16 protein-coding genes are annotated in these 15,520 nt (G+C 58.5%); 11 read left to right on the top strand and 5 right to left on the bottom strand.

Features of this window, described 5'->3' with window-relative positions; all coding sequences use genetic code 11:
- Window positions 1-11: 11 nt before the first annotated feature.
- The 3 genes from RUE5091_RS16800 to RUE5091_RS16790 all read right to left on the bottom strand — a co-directional run bounded on the left by RUE5091_RS16800 (window position 12) and on the right by RUE5091_RS16790 (window position 2,612).
- Window positions 12-1,589: a gamma-glutamyltransferase family protein gene (locus tag RUE5091_RS16800; protein ID WP_058283096.1), complete on the bottom strand. Its 1,578-nt coding sequence runs from the start codon at window positions 1,587-1,589 to the stop codon at window positions 12-14.
- 211 nt (window positions 1,590-1,800) lie between these two features.
- Window positions 1,801-2,241, bottom strand: a complete 441-nt coding sequence (locus RUE5091_RS16795; RefSeq protein ID WP_058283155.1) for an ATP-binding protein — start codon at window positions 2,239-2,241, stop codon at window positions 1,801-1,803.
- Window positions 2,242-2,273: 32 nt separating this feature from the next.
- Entirely contained in the window at window positions 2,274-2,612 is a 339-nt protein-coding gene (locus tag RUE5091_RS16790) for an STAS domain-containing protein (RefSeq protein ID WP_058283095.1), read from the bottom strand.
- Window positions 2,613-2,713: 101 nt separating this feature from the next.
- On the opposite strand from RUE5091_RS16790, the gene RUE5091_RS16785 reads away from it, so the two are divergent.
- Together RUE5091_RS16785 and msrC are read left to right on the top strand one after the other, a co-directional pair.
- Window positions 2,714-3,886, top strand: a complete 1,173-nt coding sequence (locus RUE5091_RS16785) for an acetyl-CoA C-acyltransferase (RefSeq protein ID WP_058283094.1) — start codon at window positions 2,714-2,716, stop codon at window positions 3,884-3,886.
- 54 nt (window positions 3,887-3,940) lie between these two features.
- Complete coding sequence (msrC, locus tag RUE5091_RS16780) at window positions 3,941-4,393, top strand: free L-methionine (R)-S-oxide reductase MsrC (protein ID WP_058283154.1); 453 nt, start codon at window positions 3,941-3,943, stop codon at window positions 4,391-4,393.
- 53 nt (window positions 4,394-4,446) lie between these two features.
- On the opposite strand, the gene RUE5091_RS16775 is transcribed toward msrC, so the two are convergent.
- Entirely contained in the window at window positions 4,447-4,836 is a 390-nt protein-coding gene (locus tag RUE5091_RS16775; protein ID WP_058283093.1) for an SHOCT domain-containing protein, read from the bottom strand.
- A gap of 111 nt (window positions 4,837-4,947) precedes the next feature.
- Entirely contained in the window at window positions 4,948-5,217 is a 270-nt protein-coding gene (locus RUE5091_RS16770) for a DUF1294 domain-containing protein (protein WP_243470808.1), read from the bottom strand.
- 128 nt (window positions 5,218-5,345) lie between these two features.
- Between RUE5091_RS16770 and RUE5091_RS16765 the strand changes: the two genes are divergently transcribed.
- The 9 genes from RUE5091_RS16765 to RUE5091_RS16725 all read left to right on the top strand — a co-directional run bounded on the left by RUE5091_RS16765 (window position 5,346) and on the right by RUE5091_RS16725 (window position 15,399).
- Window positions 5,346-5,915, top strand: a complete 570-nt coding sequence (locus tag RUE5091_RS16765; protein WP_058283091.1) for a helix-turn-helix domain-containing protein — start codon at window positions 5,346-5,348, stop codon at window positions 5,913-5,915.
- Window positions 5,916-5,927: 12 nt separating this feature from the next.
- Window positions 5,928-6,551, top strand: coding sequence for a LysE family translocator (locus tag RUE5091_RS16760; protein ID WP_058283090.1), 624 nt, complete (start codon window positions 5,928-5,930; stop codon window positions 6,549-6,551).
- Between the two features lie 4 nt (window positions 6,552-6,555).
- A complete protein-coding gene (locus RUE5091_RS16755; RefSeq protein ID WP_058283089.1) occupies window positions 6,556-6,936 on the top strand; it encodes a GFA family protein in 381 nt (126 codons plus the stop codon).
- 15 nt (window positions 6,937-6,951) lie between these two features.
- Window positions 6,952-9,408: a GcvT family protein gene (locus RUE5091_RS16750; RefSeq protein ID WP_058283088.1), complete on the top strand. Its 2,457-nt coding sequence runs from the start codon at window positions 6,952-6,954 to the stop codon at window positions 9,406-9,408.
- A gap of 17 nt (window positions 9,409-9,425) precedes the next feature.
- A complete protein-coding gene (locus RUE5091_RS16745) occupies window positions 9,426-9,902 on the top strand; it encodes a cupin domain-containing protein (RefSeq protein WP_058283087.1) in 477 nt (158 codons plus the stop codon).
- Between the two features lie 12 nt (window positions 9,903-9,914).
- Window positions 9,915-10,967 (top strand): alcohol dehydrogenase catalytic domain-containing protein, encoded by a 1,053-nt coding sequence (locus tag RUE5091_RS16740; protein WP_058283086.1) that lies wholly within the window; start codon window positions 9,915-9,917, stop codon window positions 10,965-10,967.
- A gap of 12 nt (window positions 10,968-10,979) precedes the next feature.
- Window positions 10,980-11,873, top strand: coding sequence for a homocysteine S-methyltransferase family protein (locus RUE5091_RS16735; RefSeq protein WP_058283085.1), 894 nt, complete (start codon window positions 10,980-10,982; stop codon window positions 11,871-11,873).
- 10 nt (window positions 11,874-11,883) lie between these two features.
- Window positions 11,884-12,855 carry a GlxA family transcriptional regulator gene (locus RUE5091_RS16730; RefSeq protein WP_058283084.1) on the top strand — a complete coding sequence of 324 codons (972 nt, stop codon included), beginning with the start codon at window positions 11,884-11,886 and terminating at the stop codon, window positions 12,853-12,855.
- 90 nt (window positions 12,856-12,945) lie between these two features.
- Window positions 12,946-15,399 carry a GcvT family protein gene (locus RUE5091_RS16725; RefSeq protein WP_058283083.1) on the top strand — a complete coding sequence of 818 codons (2,454 nt, stop codon included), beginning with the start codon at window positions 12,946-12,948 and terminating at the stop codon, window positions 15,397-15,399.
- Window positions 15,400-15,520: the final 121 nt, after the last annotated feature.

Below are 15,520 nucleotides of genomic sequence, written 5' to 3'. Positions count from 1 at the left end.
GACACCTGTCGTCAATATCCAAGGGCGATTCCGTCTTTTCGCGGGTCACTTGCACCCTGCAAAATGCCATCTTCATAGATTCGAATGGCTTGGGCACCACCCAGTGGGGTTTCTGGACGTTCGACAATATGCCCAAAATCACACAATTGTTGGGTGGTGCTGGGCGAAATTCCGCGCTCCAGTTTCAATATGCCATTGTCAGCAAAGGCACGTGGGGCGTCGATATTGGCTTGAAGACCCAGCTTATGGTCGATCAGGTTTGATACAAATCTGGCGTGGCCGGTCGGTTGATACGCGCCGCCCATCACGCCGAATGGCATCAGCACACGGCCGTTCTGCTTCAAGAGCCCGGGAATGATCGTGTGCATGGGGCGTTTGCCGCCACCCAGTTCATTCGGGTGACCTGATTGCAGGGTAAAGCCTGCGCCTCGGTTCTGTAACAGGATGCCGTATTTCTCGGACGCAATCCCCGAGCCGAAACTGTGAAAGATGGAGTAGATCAGCGACACCGCCATCCTGTCCCGATCCACCACGGTGATATAGACGGTATCCTTGTGGATGGCTTCGGTCAGCGGGGCCGCCGCAGGCATGGCGCGTTTGGGATCAATAAGCGCGGCCAGCCTGTCGGCCACATCCTGATCCGTGAACCGATCCGTATGAGTCGTATGGTCGGGATCGGCAATGAAACGGTTTCGGGCGTCATAGGCAAGTTTCGAGGCCTCGGCTTCAAGATGCAGTCGCTCCGCACCGAACGGGTCCATGCTGGCAAGATCAAAGTTCTTGAGGATATTCAGAAGCAAGATGGCCGTGGCACCCTGACCGTTCGGCGGATGCTCGACCAGTTCCAGCCCGTTGTAGTTGCCGATGACAGGCTGGGTTTCGGTGCAGGCGGTGGCCAGAAAATCCTCGGCAGTGTGGGTGCCGCCCAGTTGGGTAAGTGCGGCAATCATGTCGTCGGCAATGTCGCCGGAATAAAACGCGTCTCGGCCGTTGCGGGCAATCTGGCGCAGAACCTCGGCCTGACCGGGGGAACGGAAGATCTGCCCAACTTCGGGTGCGGTGTCATTGATCAGGTATTGCGTCCGCGCGGACCCCTGCAAAGTGGCCGCTCCGATTTTCCAGTCAAGCGCCACCCTTGGGGCAACCGGAACGCCGGATTCAGCATAGTGAATAGTAGGGTGCAAAATCGCATCTAACCCGAGCTTGCCTTCGGTTTCTGCCAAGTGACAGAAGGCATCGATCGCGCCGGGGACGGTTACAGCGTCCGCCGTGTTCAAGGGCACCGTCGTCAGCCCTTGTGCTCGCAGTTTTTCCGCATCGGCTGCTGCTGGCGCACGACCTGATCCGTTCAGGGCGCGTACCTGATCCTCGCCCGCGCGGTTGTACAGTACAAAACAATCGCCGCCCAGCCCAGTCATCTGAGGTTCGCAAATACCCAACAGAACCGCCCCGGCGATCGCGGCATCCATGGCGTTACCACCTTGGGCAAGAATGTCCACGGCCACCTTCGCAGCCAGCGGGTGCGACGTGGCGCACATCCCTTCAGTCGCCAGAACTTCGGATCGGCCCGGTGTGTGAAAATTCCGCATGACATTTTTCCCCGATAGAACGCGCCGAAGGTATCGCGCGGTCCGGGGTTGTCTAGTCAAATCCGTGGGAAGTTCCTCGGCGCCGTTCACTGGGTGGGGGCTGTGATACTCGGCGCCGAGGGAAGCTATCTGAGCTACAGATACTGTTTTGCCCTGTGTTTGCGGCGCTACAATGGTTCGATCTGGGCCTTATTGTGACGATTTTTGGCCACTAGGAAGGTTTAGGAAAGTCAAAGCGCAATGACAGCCGATTGCATCCATTGCTGCGTTCATAGCGGATATCGCTGGTCAGTTCATGAATCAGAAACCAACCGAACCCACCCTCGGGTAATTCGTCGATCGTCGAGCCCAACGATGCCGGGATACCATCGGGTACGCGAAACCCAGGCAGCGGGTTGCCTGTGTCCGAGATCAGAATCTCAAGCCAGTTCTGATGCAGACGGCATCTGACCTTCACTTTAGCCGGGGTAATGTCGGCGTAGGCGTGTTCAATCACATTGTTGATTGCTTCGGCTAGCGCAATTTTCACATCGCCCGCCTTGTGCGTCGGAAGCCCCTGCGCCGACAGCCTTTGACTGAGCTGCGCGATACCGGCGCTGGCCTCAGACTCGGTTGCTGCGAAGCTCAGATCTAAACACTTGCCGTTATGCATGGGCATCGCGCCTATTCAGATGGTCAAAAGGGTCAGTCTGCGGTGGCCGACAGGGCATCATCCAGCGTCGGGTACAGTTTGAACACAGTGTCCATGCGGGTCAGCCGGAACACCTTTTCAACAAAGGGGTGCAGTCCTGCAAGATCCAGCCTGCGGTCATTTCCAAGCTGTTTCATCGCTGCGACGATGGCGCCCAGCCCGCTTGAATCGATAAATTCAACGCTGGTCAGATCCAGCACCACGCGCGTAGCGCCGCCTTCGGCCTGATTGCGCATGTCTTCCTTGAACTGGATGGCCATAGCTGCATCTATCCGGTCGGAATGCACCTTGATAATCTGGGTTGCGTCGGTCGTTGAGCTGGTCAAAGCCATGCGCGACGGTCCTCTAATATGAAATTCATTGGTAGAAATACGCTAGACGACAAATCTTACCATTCGGTATCCATCGAAGGTGAAAAAGGAGGATCATCGCGATGAAACAGGTTGTTATCGCGGGCGCGGCGCGGACGCCCATGGGTGGATTTCAGGGTATGTTCGACGGCATTGCAGCCGCTGAATTGGGCGGGTCTGCCATTCGCGCTGCGATGCAGGGTGCAGGCGTTGAAACCGTGGACGAAGTCCTGATGGGCTGCGTTCTGCCCGCAGGGCAAGGCCAGGCACCGGCGCGACAGGCCGGGTTCGCGGCAGGGCTGGGTGAAGAGGTGCCTGCAACAACCCTGAACAAGATGTGCGGGTCGGGCATGAAGGCCGCGATGATGGCTTTTGACCAAATTGCACTGGGTCACGCGGATACGATGATCGCGGGCGGCATGGAAAGTATGACCAACGCCCCGTATCTGCTGCCGAAAATGCGTGGCGGCGCACGCATCGGGCATGGTCAGGTGGTCGATCACATGTTTCTGGATGGGCTCGAAGACGCCTATGACAAAGGACGCCTGATGGGCACCTTTGCCGAAGATTGTGCCGAAGCCTATCAATTTACCCGCGAGGCGCAGGACGAATATGCGCTGCAATCCCTCTCGAACGCCCTGTCTGCAGAGGCAAGCGGGGCTTTTGCGGATGAGATCACACCGGTCACAACCAAAACCCGCAAGGGCGAAGTCACTTTTGCCCAGGATGAACAGCCGCAATCCGCGCGGCCAGACAAAATCCCAACCCTGAAACCTGCTTTTCGTAAAGAGGGCACGGTCACGGCGGCCAATTCATCGTCCATTTCTGACGGGGCAGCCGCATTGCTGCTGGCTTCGGCCGACGCAGCCGAAGCGCAGGGTTTGACCGTGCGTGCGCGGATCGTTGGCCATGCCAGCCACGCGCAGGCTCCGGGCCTGTTCACGACCGCGCCGGTCCCGGCAGCGCAGAGGCTACTGTCGAACATCGGCTGGTCCAAAGATGACGTCGACCTGTGGGAGGTGAACGAGGCCTTTGCCGTCGTACCCATGGCGTTTATGCACGAAATGGGCTTGCCGCGCGACAAGGTGAATGTGAACGGCGGTGCCTGCGCATTGGGGCATCCGATCGGCGCGTCAGGGGCGCGGATCATGGTCACTCTGCTCAATGCGCTGGAAAAGCGGAACCTCAAACGCGGGGTGGCCGCCATCTGCATCGGCGGCGGCGAGGGCACCGCCATCGCAATTGAACGCGTTTGACGCTTAGGCTTTTTCCGAATAGTGCCAACTAAATCCCTGCCAATGAGCACGACCATGACCGCCGATTACGACACGCTTGCCAAGACCATCGCCGCCCTGACTGAGGGTGAAACGGATCAGGTCGCCTTGATGGCGACGATTGCCTGCGAGGTGCATCACGCCGATGATCGGTTCGACTGGACCGGGTTTTACCGTGTGACCCAGCCCGGTCTGTTGAAAATCGGTCCTTATCAGGGCGGTCACGGCTGTCTGGTGATCCCCTTTGACCGGGGTGTCTGCGGTGCTGCCGCGCGGACAGGCGAGGTGCAGCTTGTCCCGGATGTCGAGGCGTTTCCGGGTCACATCGCCTGCGCCTCGTCTACCCGATCAGAATTGGTGCTACCAGTGCGGGACGCATCTGGCGAAGTGATTGCGGTGTTTGACATCGACAGTGACCAGCCGGACGCGTTCACCGATCAGGACGCATCATCGCTTGGTGCAATTCTGGCTGACGTCTTTGCAAAATGAAGACAGCCGGGGCGCACCCCGGCTGGTTCAAATTTCAAAAGGGTCGCGATCGGTCAGCCCGCGAGGATCTTGGCTTTTTGCGCGGCGAATTCCTCATCCGTCAGGTGGCCTTTTCCCTTAAGCGCCGCAAGCCGTTCAATTTCATCTGCAGAGGACACGCTCGCGACCGAGCGGATATAATCCTTCTGGGCCTCTTCTATCTGATTCATGGTCTCAACACTGTGCTGGTGCATTTTGTCCCCGCGCACAATGAGATAGCACAGCACGCCCAACCAGGGGATCAGGATTACAAAGGCGATCCACAACGCTTTGCCACCCCCACTCAGGTCCTTTGAGCGAAAGACATCGGCAACAACCGAAATCATCACCCAGAACCAGGCAACCATCAGGAATAACCAGAAGATTGACCAGACTATATCGAAGAAACCGATCCCATTTTCCATATTCGTCCAACCCTTTGCATACAAAATAGAAATCTCTGCGCACAGAGACACCTACTTGTAACAGACAGTTGGCGATATGGTTAGATATTGTTTTAGGTGAATATAATAATTTTACAGTAGTTTCTCCGAGGCTTCTGTCATTACCAAGAATATTAGAATCATTTGAACTCCGGCTATCGCGAACAGCCAGACCGAGAACCCGCGCTTGCGTGTCTTGTGCCGGAACATCCAGCGCCCCAGAACGGCGCCAGGACTGCCACCAAGCACGGCCAGCCATAATAGGCGGCGTTCCGACACCCTGCTTTTGCGCCGTCGTGCGCGGGCCTTGTCCCAGCCAAACGCCAATAGAGTCAGGGTGTTGATCCCCCAAAGATAGATCACTGCAATCCACATGCCCAAGGCATATCAAGCAAAGTGAACGGGTGAAATGAAAAATGGCTTGGTAATTTCATGATTTTCGGTCATCGTGAAAAAGGAGAGGAAATTTTCACAAGATTCGGAGCGGCCCGGTGAACACACAAGCCCCCCACAGCGCGACACTTGGTGCGGATATTCGTGCTCTGCGCAAGGCGCGCGGGCTGACGTTGACAGAGATCGCGGCACAGCTGAACCGGTCCGTCGGATGGCTCAGCCAGGTTGAGCGTGACAGGTCGGACCCTTCGATCTCGGACCTGCGCCAGATTGCTGAATGTCTGGGCGTGCCGATGTCGATGCTGTTTGCGCATTCTTCGGTGCCAGTGGCCGAGCAGGGCTATGTGGTTCGGGCCGGATCGCGACGTCCGATGGGATCAGGCGAAGAGGGGTTGATCGAAGAGCTGCTGTCGCCTGATCTGACCGATGATTTCGAGATGGTGCATTCAACGTTCGAGCCCCGCTCCAGAATGCAGAAGCCAGCCAATCGGCCAACGCAAGAGGTCGGTTACATGATTTCGGGGCGGCTAGACCTGACCATCGGGCCCAGCCAGTTCACGGTGGGACCGGGCGACAGTTTCCGTATCAGGCATGAACCCTATCAATGGGCCAACCCCTATGATGAGCCAGCCGTGGCCATCTGGGTCATTGCCCCTCCCGTATATTGAGGGAGTGTACTGATGAGTTTCGAGGCCTGGACCATATTCGCACTGTTTTGGGTGGTGTTCGTGACCACACCGGGGCCGAATGCGGTCAATTGCATTTCGAACGGGATGAGCCTGCCGTTTCCCAAGGCGATGCTGGGGGTTCTGGCGATCCTGACGCAGGCCAGCGCGTTTCTGATCCTGTCTGCGATGGGTGTGACTGCGCTGATCGCGGCCTCTCCGACCGGGTTTTTCATTGCAAAACTGGTGGGCGCGGGTTTCCTGATCTGGGTGGGTGTTCGCGGCTGGATGAATGCAACGAAACCTGCGCCTGCGTCCGAACGGCCCGCGCGGCATGTCTATCTGCACGCGCTTGCCGTGGCGACGATTAACCCCAAAAGCGTCGCGGGGTATCTGGCGGCCTTTTCGCAGTTTGTGCAGCCTGATGTGCCGATCTGGCAGCAGATGGGGGTGATCATGCCCACCGCGCTGGTCATCACCATGCTCAGCTATACCGGGTTCACCTTGCTGGGCGCGCTGATGGGCAAGGCGGCACTGGGGGCTGTGTTCAACATCTGGGTGCGCCGGGTCATGGCGACCTGTTTCATCATCTATGGCGTGTTGCTGGGGGCCAGCTCCACGCCCGCAGCAAGGGGGTAATGACATGCACACTGGTTCCTGTCTTTGCGGCAAGGTCGCATTCACCATCGACGGAGATCTCACCCCGCCCAACGCCTGCCATTGCGGTCAGTGCCGCAGGCAGTCGGGGCACTTGTGGGCCTCGACCGTGACGCATCAAGACGACTTGGCCTTTACCGCCAGCGACACGCTGGGCTGGTATCGCGCCTCCGATATTGCAAGGCGCGGCTTTTGCAGCGCCTGTGGTTCGTTCCTGTTCTGGCAGCACAACGAAGAGGACACGATCGCGATTTCCGTAGGTTCACTGGACGAGCCGACAGGACTGAAACTCGCCCAACACATCTTTGTCGCGGACAAGGGCGATTATTACGACATCACAGACGATCTGCCCCAACGGGCACAGTAACAAGGATCAAGATCAATGAGCGATTTTCCGACAAAAGCCCGCGTGGTTGTTATCGGTGGCGGTGTGGTGGGGGCTTCCTCGCTGTACCATCTGGCCAAGAGAGGCTGGACCGATTGCGTTCTGCTGGAAAAGAACGAGCTGACCGCAGGCTCGACCTGGCATGCGGCGGGTAACGTGCCGACATTTTCGACCTCATGGGCGATCATGAACATGCAGCGTTACTCGACCGAGCTGTACGCGCGGCTGGGCGAAGAAGTCGACTATCCGATGAACTACCATCAGTCCGGCTCGATCCGTCTGGCGCACAGCAAAGAGCGGATGCAGGAATTCGAGCGCGCCATGTCGATGGGCCTGTATCAGGGCATCCCGATGGAGATGTGGACCCCGGAAGAGGCAAAGGAACGCTATCCTTTCCTTGAAACGCACGATCTAGAGGGCGTGCTGTATGACCCGACCGATGGTGACATCGACCCTGCGCAGCTGACACAGGCGCTGGCCAAGGGCGCCCGCGACATGGGCCAGAAGATCATCCGTTTCTGCCCGGCGACTAGCGTGACTCAGCACGACGACGGCACCTGGACCGTACATACCGACAAGGGCGATATCGCCTGCGACTATGTAGTCAACGCCGCAGGTTACTATGCGCAGCGTGTTGGCGAGTGGTTCAAACCATTTGGCGGCCGCACAGTTCCCGCGATGGTCATGAGCCATCAGTACTTGCTGACCGACGAAATCCCCGAGGTTGAAGAATGGTCGAAAGCAAACGGCGGCAAGAAGCTGCCGCTGCTGCGCGACGTGGATATCTCGTACTACCTGCGGCAAGAGAAGCACGGCTTCAACCTTGGCCCGTACGAGCCCAACTGCAAGGGCCACTGGATGACCGAAGATGATCCGATGCCCGAAGACTTCTCGTTCCAGCTGTGGAATGACGATCTGGATCGGATCGAGGACATCGTAACTGACGCGATGGAGCGGGTGCCGCTGATGGCGACCTCGGGCGTTGGTCGCGTGATCAACGGGCCGATCCCCTATGCGCCGGACGGCCTGCCACTGATCGGCCCGATGCCGGGTGTCAAAAACGCGTTCGAAGCGCACACCTTTACCTTCGGCATCGCGCAGGGCGGTGGTGCAGGCAAAGTGTTGGCCGAATGGATCGTCGATGGCCACACCGAATGGGATATGTGGGCCGTCGATCCGCGTCGCTACACCGACTACACCGATCAGGACTACTGCAACCAGAAGGGCCTTGAGGTCTATGGCAACGAATACGCCATGCACTATCCTCAACACGAATGGCCCGCCGCGCGCGACAAGAAGCTGTCGCCGGTCCATGCCAAAGTGAAGCAACTGGGCGGCGTCATGGGGGCCTATAACGGTTGGGAACGGGCCAACTGGTTCGCACAGCCCGGCGATGACACTTCGCTTAAGGCCACCCATACCTGGGGCCGCTCGGGTCCGTGGGAGCAACGCGTCAAAGAAGAATGCGAGGCTGTGCGCGACCAGTGCGGTGTGCTGGACCTTCCGGGCTTCTCTCGGTTCAAGATCCAAGGTCCCGGTGCGGATGAATGGTTGCGCGGGCTTGTAACCGGGTCGCTGCCCAAAATTGGCCGTGTCGGGTTGGTTTATTTCTCGGACGAGCGGGGCCGCATCCTGACCGAAATGTCGGTTACGCGCGAGGCCGAAGACCTGTTCGTTCTGGTCACGGCGGCCACCGCGCAATGGCACGACCGCGAATGGCTCGAGCGTCACATGCCCGCCAATGCCACCTTCACGCTGGAGGACTGGACCACGCGCATGGGAACGTTGATCGTGACCGGCCCCAAGTCTCGCGATGTGCTAAGCAAGGTTTGCCAAGCCGATCTGACGTTGCCATGGCTCAGCTTTCAGGAAAGCGAAATCAAGGGCGGCTGGGTCGCCCTACTGCGGGTGTCTTTCGCGGGTGAACTGGGATGGGAGGTTCATGCCGAAAATGCGGACATGCCTGCGATCTATGACGCGATCCTTGAGGCCGGTGCCAAACCGTTCGGTATGTATGCTCTGAATTCGTTGCGCATTGAGAAAAGCTATCGCGCGTGGAAAGGCGACTTGTCGACTGATTACTCGCTGCTCGAAGGTGGTCTGGAGCGGTTCGTCAAGCTGGACAAGCCGCAGGACTTCCCGGGCAAGGCCGCGATCCAGAACGAAAAGCAGCAGGGCGTGAAGAAGTCCTTTGTCACCCTGACAGTGGACGCAGGCGATTGCGACGCGCCGTACATGTCCTGCATCTGGCAGAATGGCGAGATCGTGGGCGAAACCACGTCCGGAGCCTGGGGCTATCGCGTTGGAAAATCCATCGCGCTGGGCATGATCAAGGCCGAGCTTGCCAACCCCGGCACCGAGCTTGAGGTGGAAATCTACGGTCAGAAATGTCGCGCCGTGGTAGAAGAGGATCAACCGCTCTGGGATCCTCAGAACGAGCGGTTGCGCGCATAACCCCTGACGGAGGAACCATGAGCAAGCGATATTCCAAATTGGGGTCCGGTGAGGGTCCCAACTATGACTGGGAAAGCGACCATACGTTCGTAAAGGTCTCGGCCCGGGATACGAATGGTGCTTATACGCTCATGGAAGACAATTTGAAGGCCAGTTTCGCGCTTGGCCTTCATCGCCACGACACACATGCCGAAACCTTCTATATTCTGGAGGGTGCGGTGGATTTCTACGTCGACGGTGACTGGCATCGGTGCGGGCTAGGTACCACAATGCATGTGCCGGCGGGTGTGCCGCATGCCTGCCGCGTGGCCGACGCTTCGCCGGCGCGGATGCTGATGATTTTTCAGCCCTCGGGGTTTGACGGATTCCTTGCGGAACTTGCGACTATGACCAAAGCGGATTTCGCTGATGAAACGAAGATGGCAGAGCTGAACGCCCGTTATGACATCATCCCGATGGGTCCGGTTCCACCGCATCCCGACGATCCCGTATAAAGGCATCACCCGATGACGATACCTAAAGTCATGTCAGGCATTTACCTGACCCAGCACGGCGGGCCTGAGGCGTTGGAATGGCGCGATGACATACCGGTGCCACAGCCGGGGCCAGGACAGGTGCTGGTCCGGGTGTTGGCTGCGGGGGTGAACAACACGGATATCAACACGCGGGTCGGTTGGTATTCTTCGGATGTGACAGGCGCGACAGATGCCGTAGATCAGGATGTCGATGCCGGAGGCTGGGGCGGTGCGCTGCAATTCCCGCGTATTCAGGGCGGTGATCTGTGCGGTATCGTCGAGGTGGTGGGGGAAGGGGTCGTGTTCCAACCAGGCCAGCGTGTGACCTGCCCCATCAACCTGCCCCGTCCCAGACCCGGCCACCCGACCGGTTTCGTTGCGTTGGGGTCGGAACTGGATGGGGCCTTTGCGCAATACTGTCTGGTTGAGGCGGATGATTTGTATGACGTCAGCGCCTCGCCCCTGTCTGACGTAGAAATCGCCGCCATTCCCTGCGCCTTTGGCACAGCCGAAAACCTGTTGACCCGTGCAGGGGTGACCTCGGGGCAAAAAGTGCTGATCACCGGCGCGTCCGGCGGTGTGGGTTTGGCGGCCGTGCAACTCGCAGCGTTGCGGGGAGCAACTGTCTGGGGAGTTACCAGCCCGGCCAAGACCGAAGTGGTCAAGTTGCAGGGTGCGACGGACACGTTCGACCGTGATGCTGAATTGCCTGCAGATATGTTCGACGCGGTAATCGACGTTGTGGGTGGTCCGATGTGGTCCGATTTGATCCTTTCTCTGAAACCGGGTGGTCATTACGCAGTTTCAGGCGCCATCGCAGGCCCGGTCGTGCAGGCCGACCTGCGCGATATCTATTTGCGCGACATCACCATTCACGGCTGCACCCATCAGGCGTTCGATGTGTTCGGGCGGCTGGTCGGGATGATCAATGGAGGGCGCATCATGCCCTTGGTTTCAAAGACTTACCCCCTAAAAGACATCGCGACTGCACAGGCGGATTTTCAATCCAAGGCGTTTGCGGGCAAACTTGTGCTGATTCCCTGAATAGGCTGAGAAATGGCGGATATCACTCTTCTGGATGGCTCAATCGGACAGGAACTGGTCAAACGCAGCGGTGACCGGGCGACACCGCTGTGGTCGACACGGGTGATGATGGACCATCCCGATCTGGTGGCTGACGTGCATGGCGAATACTTTCGTCGCGGTGCGACCGTTGCCACCACCAACACCTATGCTGTCCACCGTTCGCGTCTGGCGCGGGTTGGGATGGAGGATCAGGTCCCAAACCTGATCGACACAGCTCTGACACAAGCCGAACGGGCCCGTGAGGGAGCCGAGGCCCGGATCGCCGGGTCGCTGGGGCCGCTATTGGCCTCGTACCGACCCGATCTGAACCCTGACCCGTTAGATGCGGCAGGTAAATTCGGTGAGCTTGTGGCACTGATGGCCCCACGCGTCGATTTGTTCCTGATCGAAACTGTGTGTTCGGTGCAGGAAGGTGAAGGGGCCCTGCGTGGCACGGACGGCTGTGGTAAACCGGTCTGGCTGGGACTGTCGGTGATGGATGATGACGGAACCCGCCTGCGCTCGGGAGAGCCGTTGGCGGATATCGAACCGCTGGTAAGGCGCTTTGCGCCCGATGCAGTGCTGATCAACTGCTCGCGACCCGAGGCGATTCCGGCAGCACTACCGATCATCGAGCAACTGGGTCGTCCGTTCGGGGCTTATGCCAACGGGTTCACCGGGATATCGCAGGGTTTTCTGGAAGACGCGCCCACAGTTGACGCATTGGAACAGCGTCAGGACTTAGGGCCCGAAGCTTACTCCGATCACGCCATGGCCTGGGTGGCGCAGGGGGCGACTATTGTGGGCGGCTGTTGCGAGGTCGGCCCAGATCACATCGAAACACTGGCCGACCGGTTGCGCGCAGCCGGTCACCGGATTGTCTGAGGAAAAGGCGATGCGGACACGTTCAGACAACTCACCGCAAACTCAGCAGCATTTCGATATCCTCGTGGCACCGGGCTATGTTTTGTTGGAACTGGCGTCACTGGTCGAGGTTCTGCGGCTAGCCAACCGAGTGTGCCCAACGCCTCCGTTCACATATGCCTATCGGTCACTGAAAGGCGGCCCGATTTCCAGCAGCAGCGAGGCGATGGTTCAAACTGATCCTGTCCCGGCGCAACCCAAGGCGGACTACCTGTTCGTGATTGGCAATTCTGACCCGGATCACCCCGACCTGTCGCTGGGGCGTGTCGTGTCGGATTACACGTTTCGCGGTGCCAAGGTGTTCCTGTTGGCCGAAGCCGCCAGCCGCTATATCAACGAACACGGCACGGGCGACATGGCAACCCATTGGGAGAACGCCTCGTTCCTACGTGAGCGCGGTGCGAGGTTCGAAGCCAAGCTGTCCATTGCCACCGAACAGGGTGCGGTAGTGACCTGCGCCGGGATGGAGGCGACAACAGATGTGGCGCTGGCTGTGATCGGTCGCCATATCTCGGGTCCCGCCAAGATGACGGTGGCCGATATCATGCTGCATGAGAACATCCGCGATTTCTCCTCGATGCAGCCGTTTTCCGGGGTGAAGCTAACGGCGACTGGGGATGCCAGGCTGGATCAGTGCATCAAGCTGATGCAGGCCAATATTGAGGACCCGCTGCCGATCCATCAGATTGTCGATTCGCTGCACCTGTCAAACCGGTCGCTTGAGCGGAAGTTCAAAACATTTTTTGGCACTACGCCCAATGGGTTCTATCGCGAAATGCGGTTGGCCAAGGCCAATAACCTGTTGCTGAACACCACGATGAGCGTTCGTGAAATCGGGCTTGCCTGCGGCTTTCCCAACGGTTTTTCCTCGGTCTACAAAAGCTTCTTCGGCATCACCCCCTTTGTTGTAAGACGGGAAAAACGGGCAGCGATACAACGGTGAAAATCGCCAATACTGTGACGGTTTTGGTGCATTTATTGTCGATCTTCCGTGGCATTTTGGCGCAAACCTGACACATCGGAGATTCTCAGGATGGTTGATCTTCCCAGCAAGGCCAGAGTGGTCATCATCGGCGGCGGCGTCATCGGATGCTCGGTTGCGTATCATTTGACCAAGAAGGGCTGGAATGACGTTGTGTTGCTGGAGCGCAAGCAGCTGACCAGCGGCACAACATGGCACGCGGCGGGTCTGATCGCGCAGCTGCGTGCCACGGCGAACATGACCAAGCTGGCCAAGTACAGTCAGGAGCTTTACGGCTCGCTTGAAGAAGAAACCGGCGTCGCAACCGGGTTCAAGCGCTGCGGGTCGATCACTATAGCACTGACCGAAGAGCGCAAGGAAGAGATTTACCGTCAGGCCGCCATGGCCCGCGCCTTTGGTGTCGAAGTTGAAGAGATTTCAAACGAGCGCGTTCAGGACCTGTATCCGCACATCAACCTCGAAGGTGTCAAAGGCGCCGTTTACCTGCCGTTGGACGGGCAGGGTGATCCGGCGAATATTGCACTGGCTCTGGCAAAAGGCGCACGTCAGCGCGGTGCGGTTGTCAAAGAGCGGGTGAAGGTTGCCGATATCGTCAGGCAGGGCCGCACGGTGACCGGTGTCGATTGGGTTGCCGATGACCGCAGCGCCTCGGGTCATATCGAGTGCGACATGGTGGTGAACTGCGCCGGGATGTGGGGGCATGAGGTTGGTCGCATGGCGGGCGTCAATGTCCCGCTGCACGCGTGCGAACACTTCTATATCGTTACTGAGAACATCGACGGGTTGACCCAGTTGCCGGTGCTGCGGGTGCCGGATGAATGCGCCTATTACAAGGAAGACGCAGGGAAAATCCTGCTGGGGGCCTTTGAGCCCAACGCTAAGCCCTGGGCGATGAACGGCATCCCTGACACGTTCGAATTCGACCAGCTGCCCGAAGATTTCGATCATTTCGAACCGATCCTCGAAGCTGCCTGTGAACGGATGCCAATGTTGGCCGAGGCCGGTATTCACACCTTCTTTAACGGACCGGAGTCTTTCACACCCGACGACGCATACCATCTGGGCCTCGCACCCGAGATGGACAATGTCTGGGTCGCCGCGGGCTTCAACTCGATCGGTATCCAATCAGCCGGTGGCGCGGGTATGGCGCTGGCCGAATGGATGGACAGCGGCGAGAAACCGTTTGATCTGGGCGATGTAGATATCAGCCGGATGCAGCCGTTCCAGGGCAACAGACAGTATCTGTTTGAGCGTTCCAAGGAAACGCTGGGCTTGCTTTATGCCGACCACTATCCGTATCGCCAGAAGGCTACAGCGCGGGGCGTGCGGCGGACGCCATTCCACCATCAACTGCTGGAACAGGGCGCCGTGATGGGCGAACTGGCTGGTTGGGAACGCGCCAACTGGTTTGCGAACGAAGGGCAGGAGCGTGAATACCAGTACAGCTGGAAGCGCCAGAACTGGTTCGAAAACTCGGCCGCCGAACACCGCGCCGTACGCGAGAATGTGGGGATGTACGATATGTCCTCGTTCGGAAAAATCCGTGTCGAAGGGCCGGATGCCGAGAAGTTCATGAACTATGTCGGTGGCGGCGATTATTCGGTGCCGAATGGTAAGATCGTCTATACCCAGCTCCTGAACCGCACCGGTGGGATCGAGGCTGACGTGACCGTCACCCGCCTGACGGAAACTTCCTATCTGGTGGTCACTCCGGCAGCGACCCGACTGGCGGACCAAACCTGGATGATGCGCCACGCCGGTAATTTCAACGTGGTTATTACCGATGTCACAGCGGGCGAGGGTGTTCTGGCTGTCATGGGCCCGAACGCGCGCGCGCTGCTTGAAAAGGTCTCGCCCAGCGATTTCTCGAACGCGACCAACCCGTTTGGTACTGCGCAGGAGATTGAGATCGGCATGGGCCTCGCCCGCGCGCATCGCGTGACCTATGTGGGTGAGCTTGGTTGGGAGATTTATGTCTCGTCCGACATGGCAGGGCACGTGTTTGAAACCCTGCATGAGGCGGGTCAGGACATGGGCCTGAAACTGTGCGGCATGCATATGATGGACAGTTGTCGGATCGAAAAGGGCTTCCGCCATTTCGGCCATGACATCACCTGCGAAGACCACGTGGTCGATGCGGGCCTTGGTTTTGCCGTGAAGGTTGACAAGGGGAGCGACTTTATCGGCCGCGGGGCGGTGATTGCGCGCAAAGAAAGCGGGCCCAAAAACCGTCTGGTCCAGTTCAAGCTGACCGATTCCGAACCGCTATTGTTTCACAACGAACCGATCATCCGGGATGGCGAATATGTGGGCTATCTGAGTTCAGGCAACTATGGTCACACTCTGGGCGGTGCCATCGGTCTGGGCTATGTTCCGTGTGAGGGTGAGAAGGCGGCGGATGTGCTGGCCTCGACTTACGAGATCGACGTGTGCGGCGTAAAGGTCAGGGCAGAGGCATCGCTAAAGCCAATGTACGACCCGAAATCCGAACGCGTTAAGGTGTAATCATATTGTCGGGGCGCTGTTGCGCCCTGGCTCGATTCTGGGCCTGCCTGTGCTGGCGCGACGTATCATAATTCCTGATGACCCTCTTCACAGTTTTCGCGGTTTCCAAACCGGTCTGATT

The organism is Ruegeria denitrificans (genome assembly GCF_001458295.1).
Taxonomy (GTDB): Bacteria; Pseudomonadota; Alphaproteobacteria; order Rhodobacterales; family Rhodobacteraceae; genus Ruegeria; species Ruegeria denitrificans.
The sequence above is the reverse complement of the archived record's forward strand: the minus strand, read 5'-3'. Positions and strand labels throughout refer to the sequence as shown.

Coding starts and splice junctions, on each gene's coding strand:
- RUE5091_RS16745 (WP_058283087.1), top strand. CDS start 9,426: ATGAGCAAGCGATATTCCAAATTGGGGTCCGGTGAGGGTCCCAACTAT.
- msrC (WP_058283154.1), top strand. CDS start 3,941: ATGACCGCCGATTACGACACGCTTGCCAAGACCATCGCCGCCCTGACT.
- RUE5091_RS16730 (WP_058283084.1), top strand. CDS start 11,884: ATGCGGACACGTTCAGACAACTCACCGCAAACTCAGCAGCATTTCGAT.
- RUE5091_RS16785 (WP_058283094.1), top strand. CDS start 2,714: ATGAAACAGGTTGTTATCGCGGGCGCGGCGCGGACGCCCATGGGTGGA.
- RUE5091_RS16740 (WP_058283086.1), top strand. CDS start 9,915: ATGACGATACCTAAAGTCATGTCAGGCATTTACCTGACCCAGCACGGC.
- RUE5091_RS16760 (WP_058283090.1), top strand. CDS start 5,928: ATGAGTTTCGAGGCCTGGACCATATTCGCACTGTTTTGGGTGGTGTTC.
- RUE5091_RS16790 (WP_058283095.1), bottom strand. CDS start 2,612: ATGGCTTTGACCAGCTCAACGACCGACGCAACCCAGATTATCAAGGTG.
- RUE5091_RS16725 (WP_058283083.1), top strand. CDS start 12,946: ATGGTTGATCTTCCCAGCAAGGCCAGAGTGGTCATCATCGGCGGCGGC.
- RUE5091_RS16755 (WP_058283089.1), top strand. CDS start 6,556: ATGCACACTGGTTCCTGTCTTTGCGGCAAGGTCGCATTCACCATCGAC.
- RUE5091_RS16800 (WP_058283096.1), bottom strand. CDS start 1,589: ATGCGGAATTTTCACACACCGGGCCGATCCGAAGTTCTGGCGACTGAA.
- RUE5091_RS16750 (WP_058283088.1), top strand. CDS start 6,952: ATGAGCGATTTTCCGACAAAAGCCCGCGTGGTTGTTATCGGTGGCGGT.
- RUE5091_RS16735 (WP_058283085.1), top strand. CDS start 10,980: ATGGCGGATATCACTCTTCTGGATGGCTCAATCGGACAGGAACTGGTC.
- RUE5091_RS16775 (WP_058283093.1), bottom strand. CDS start 4,836: ATGGAAAATGGGATCGGTTTCTTCGATATAGTCTGGTCAATCTTCTGG.
- RUE5091_RS16795 (WP_058283155.1), bottom strand. CDS start 2,241: ATGCATAACGGCAAGTGTTTAGATCTGAGCTTCGCAGCAACCGAGTCT.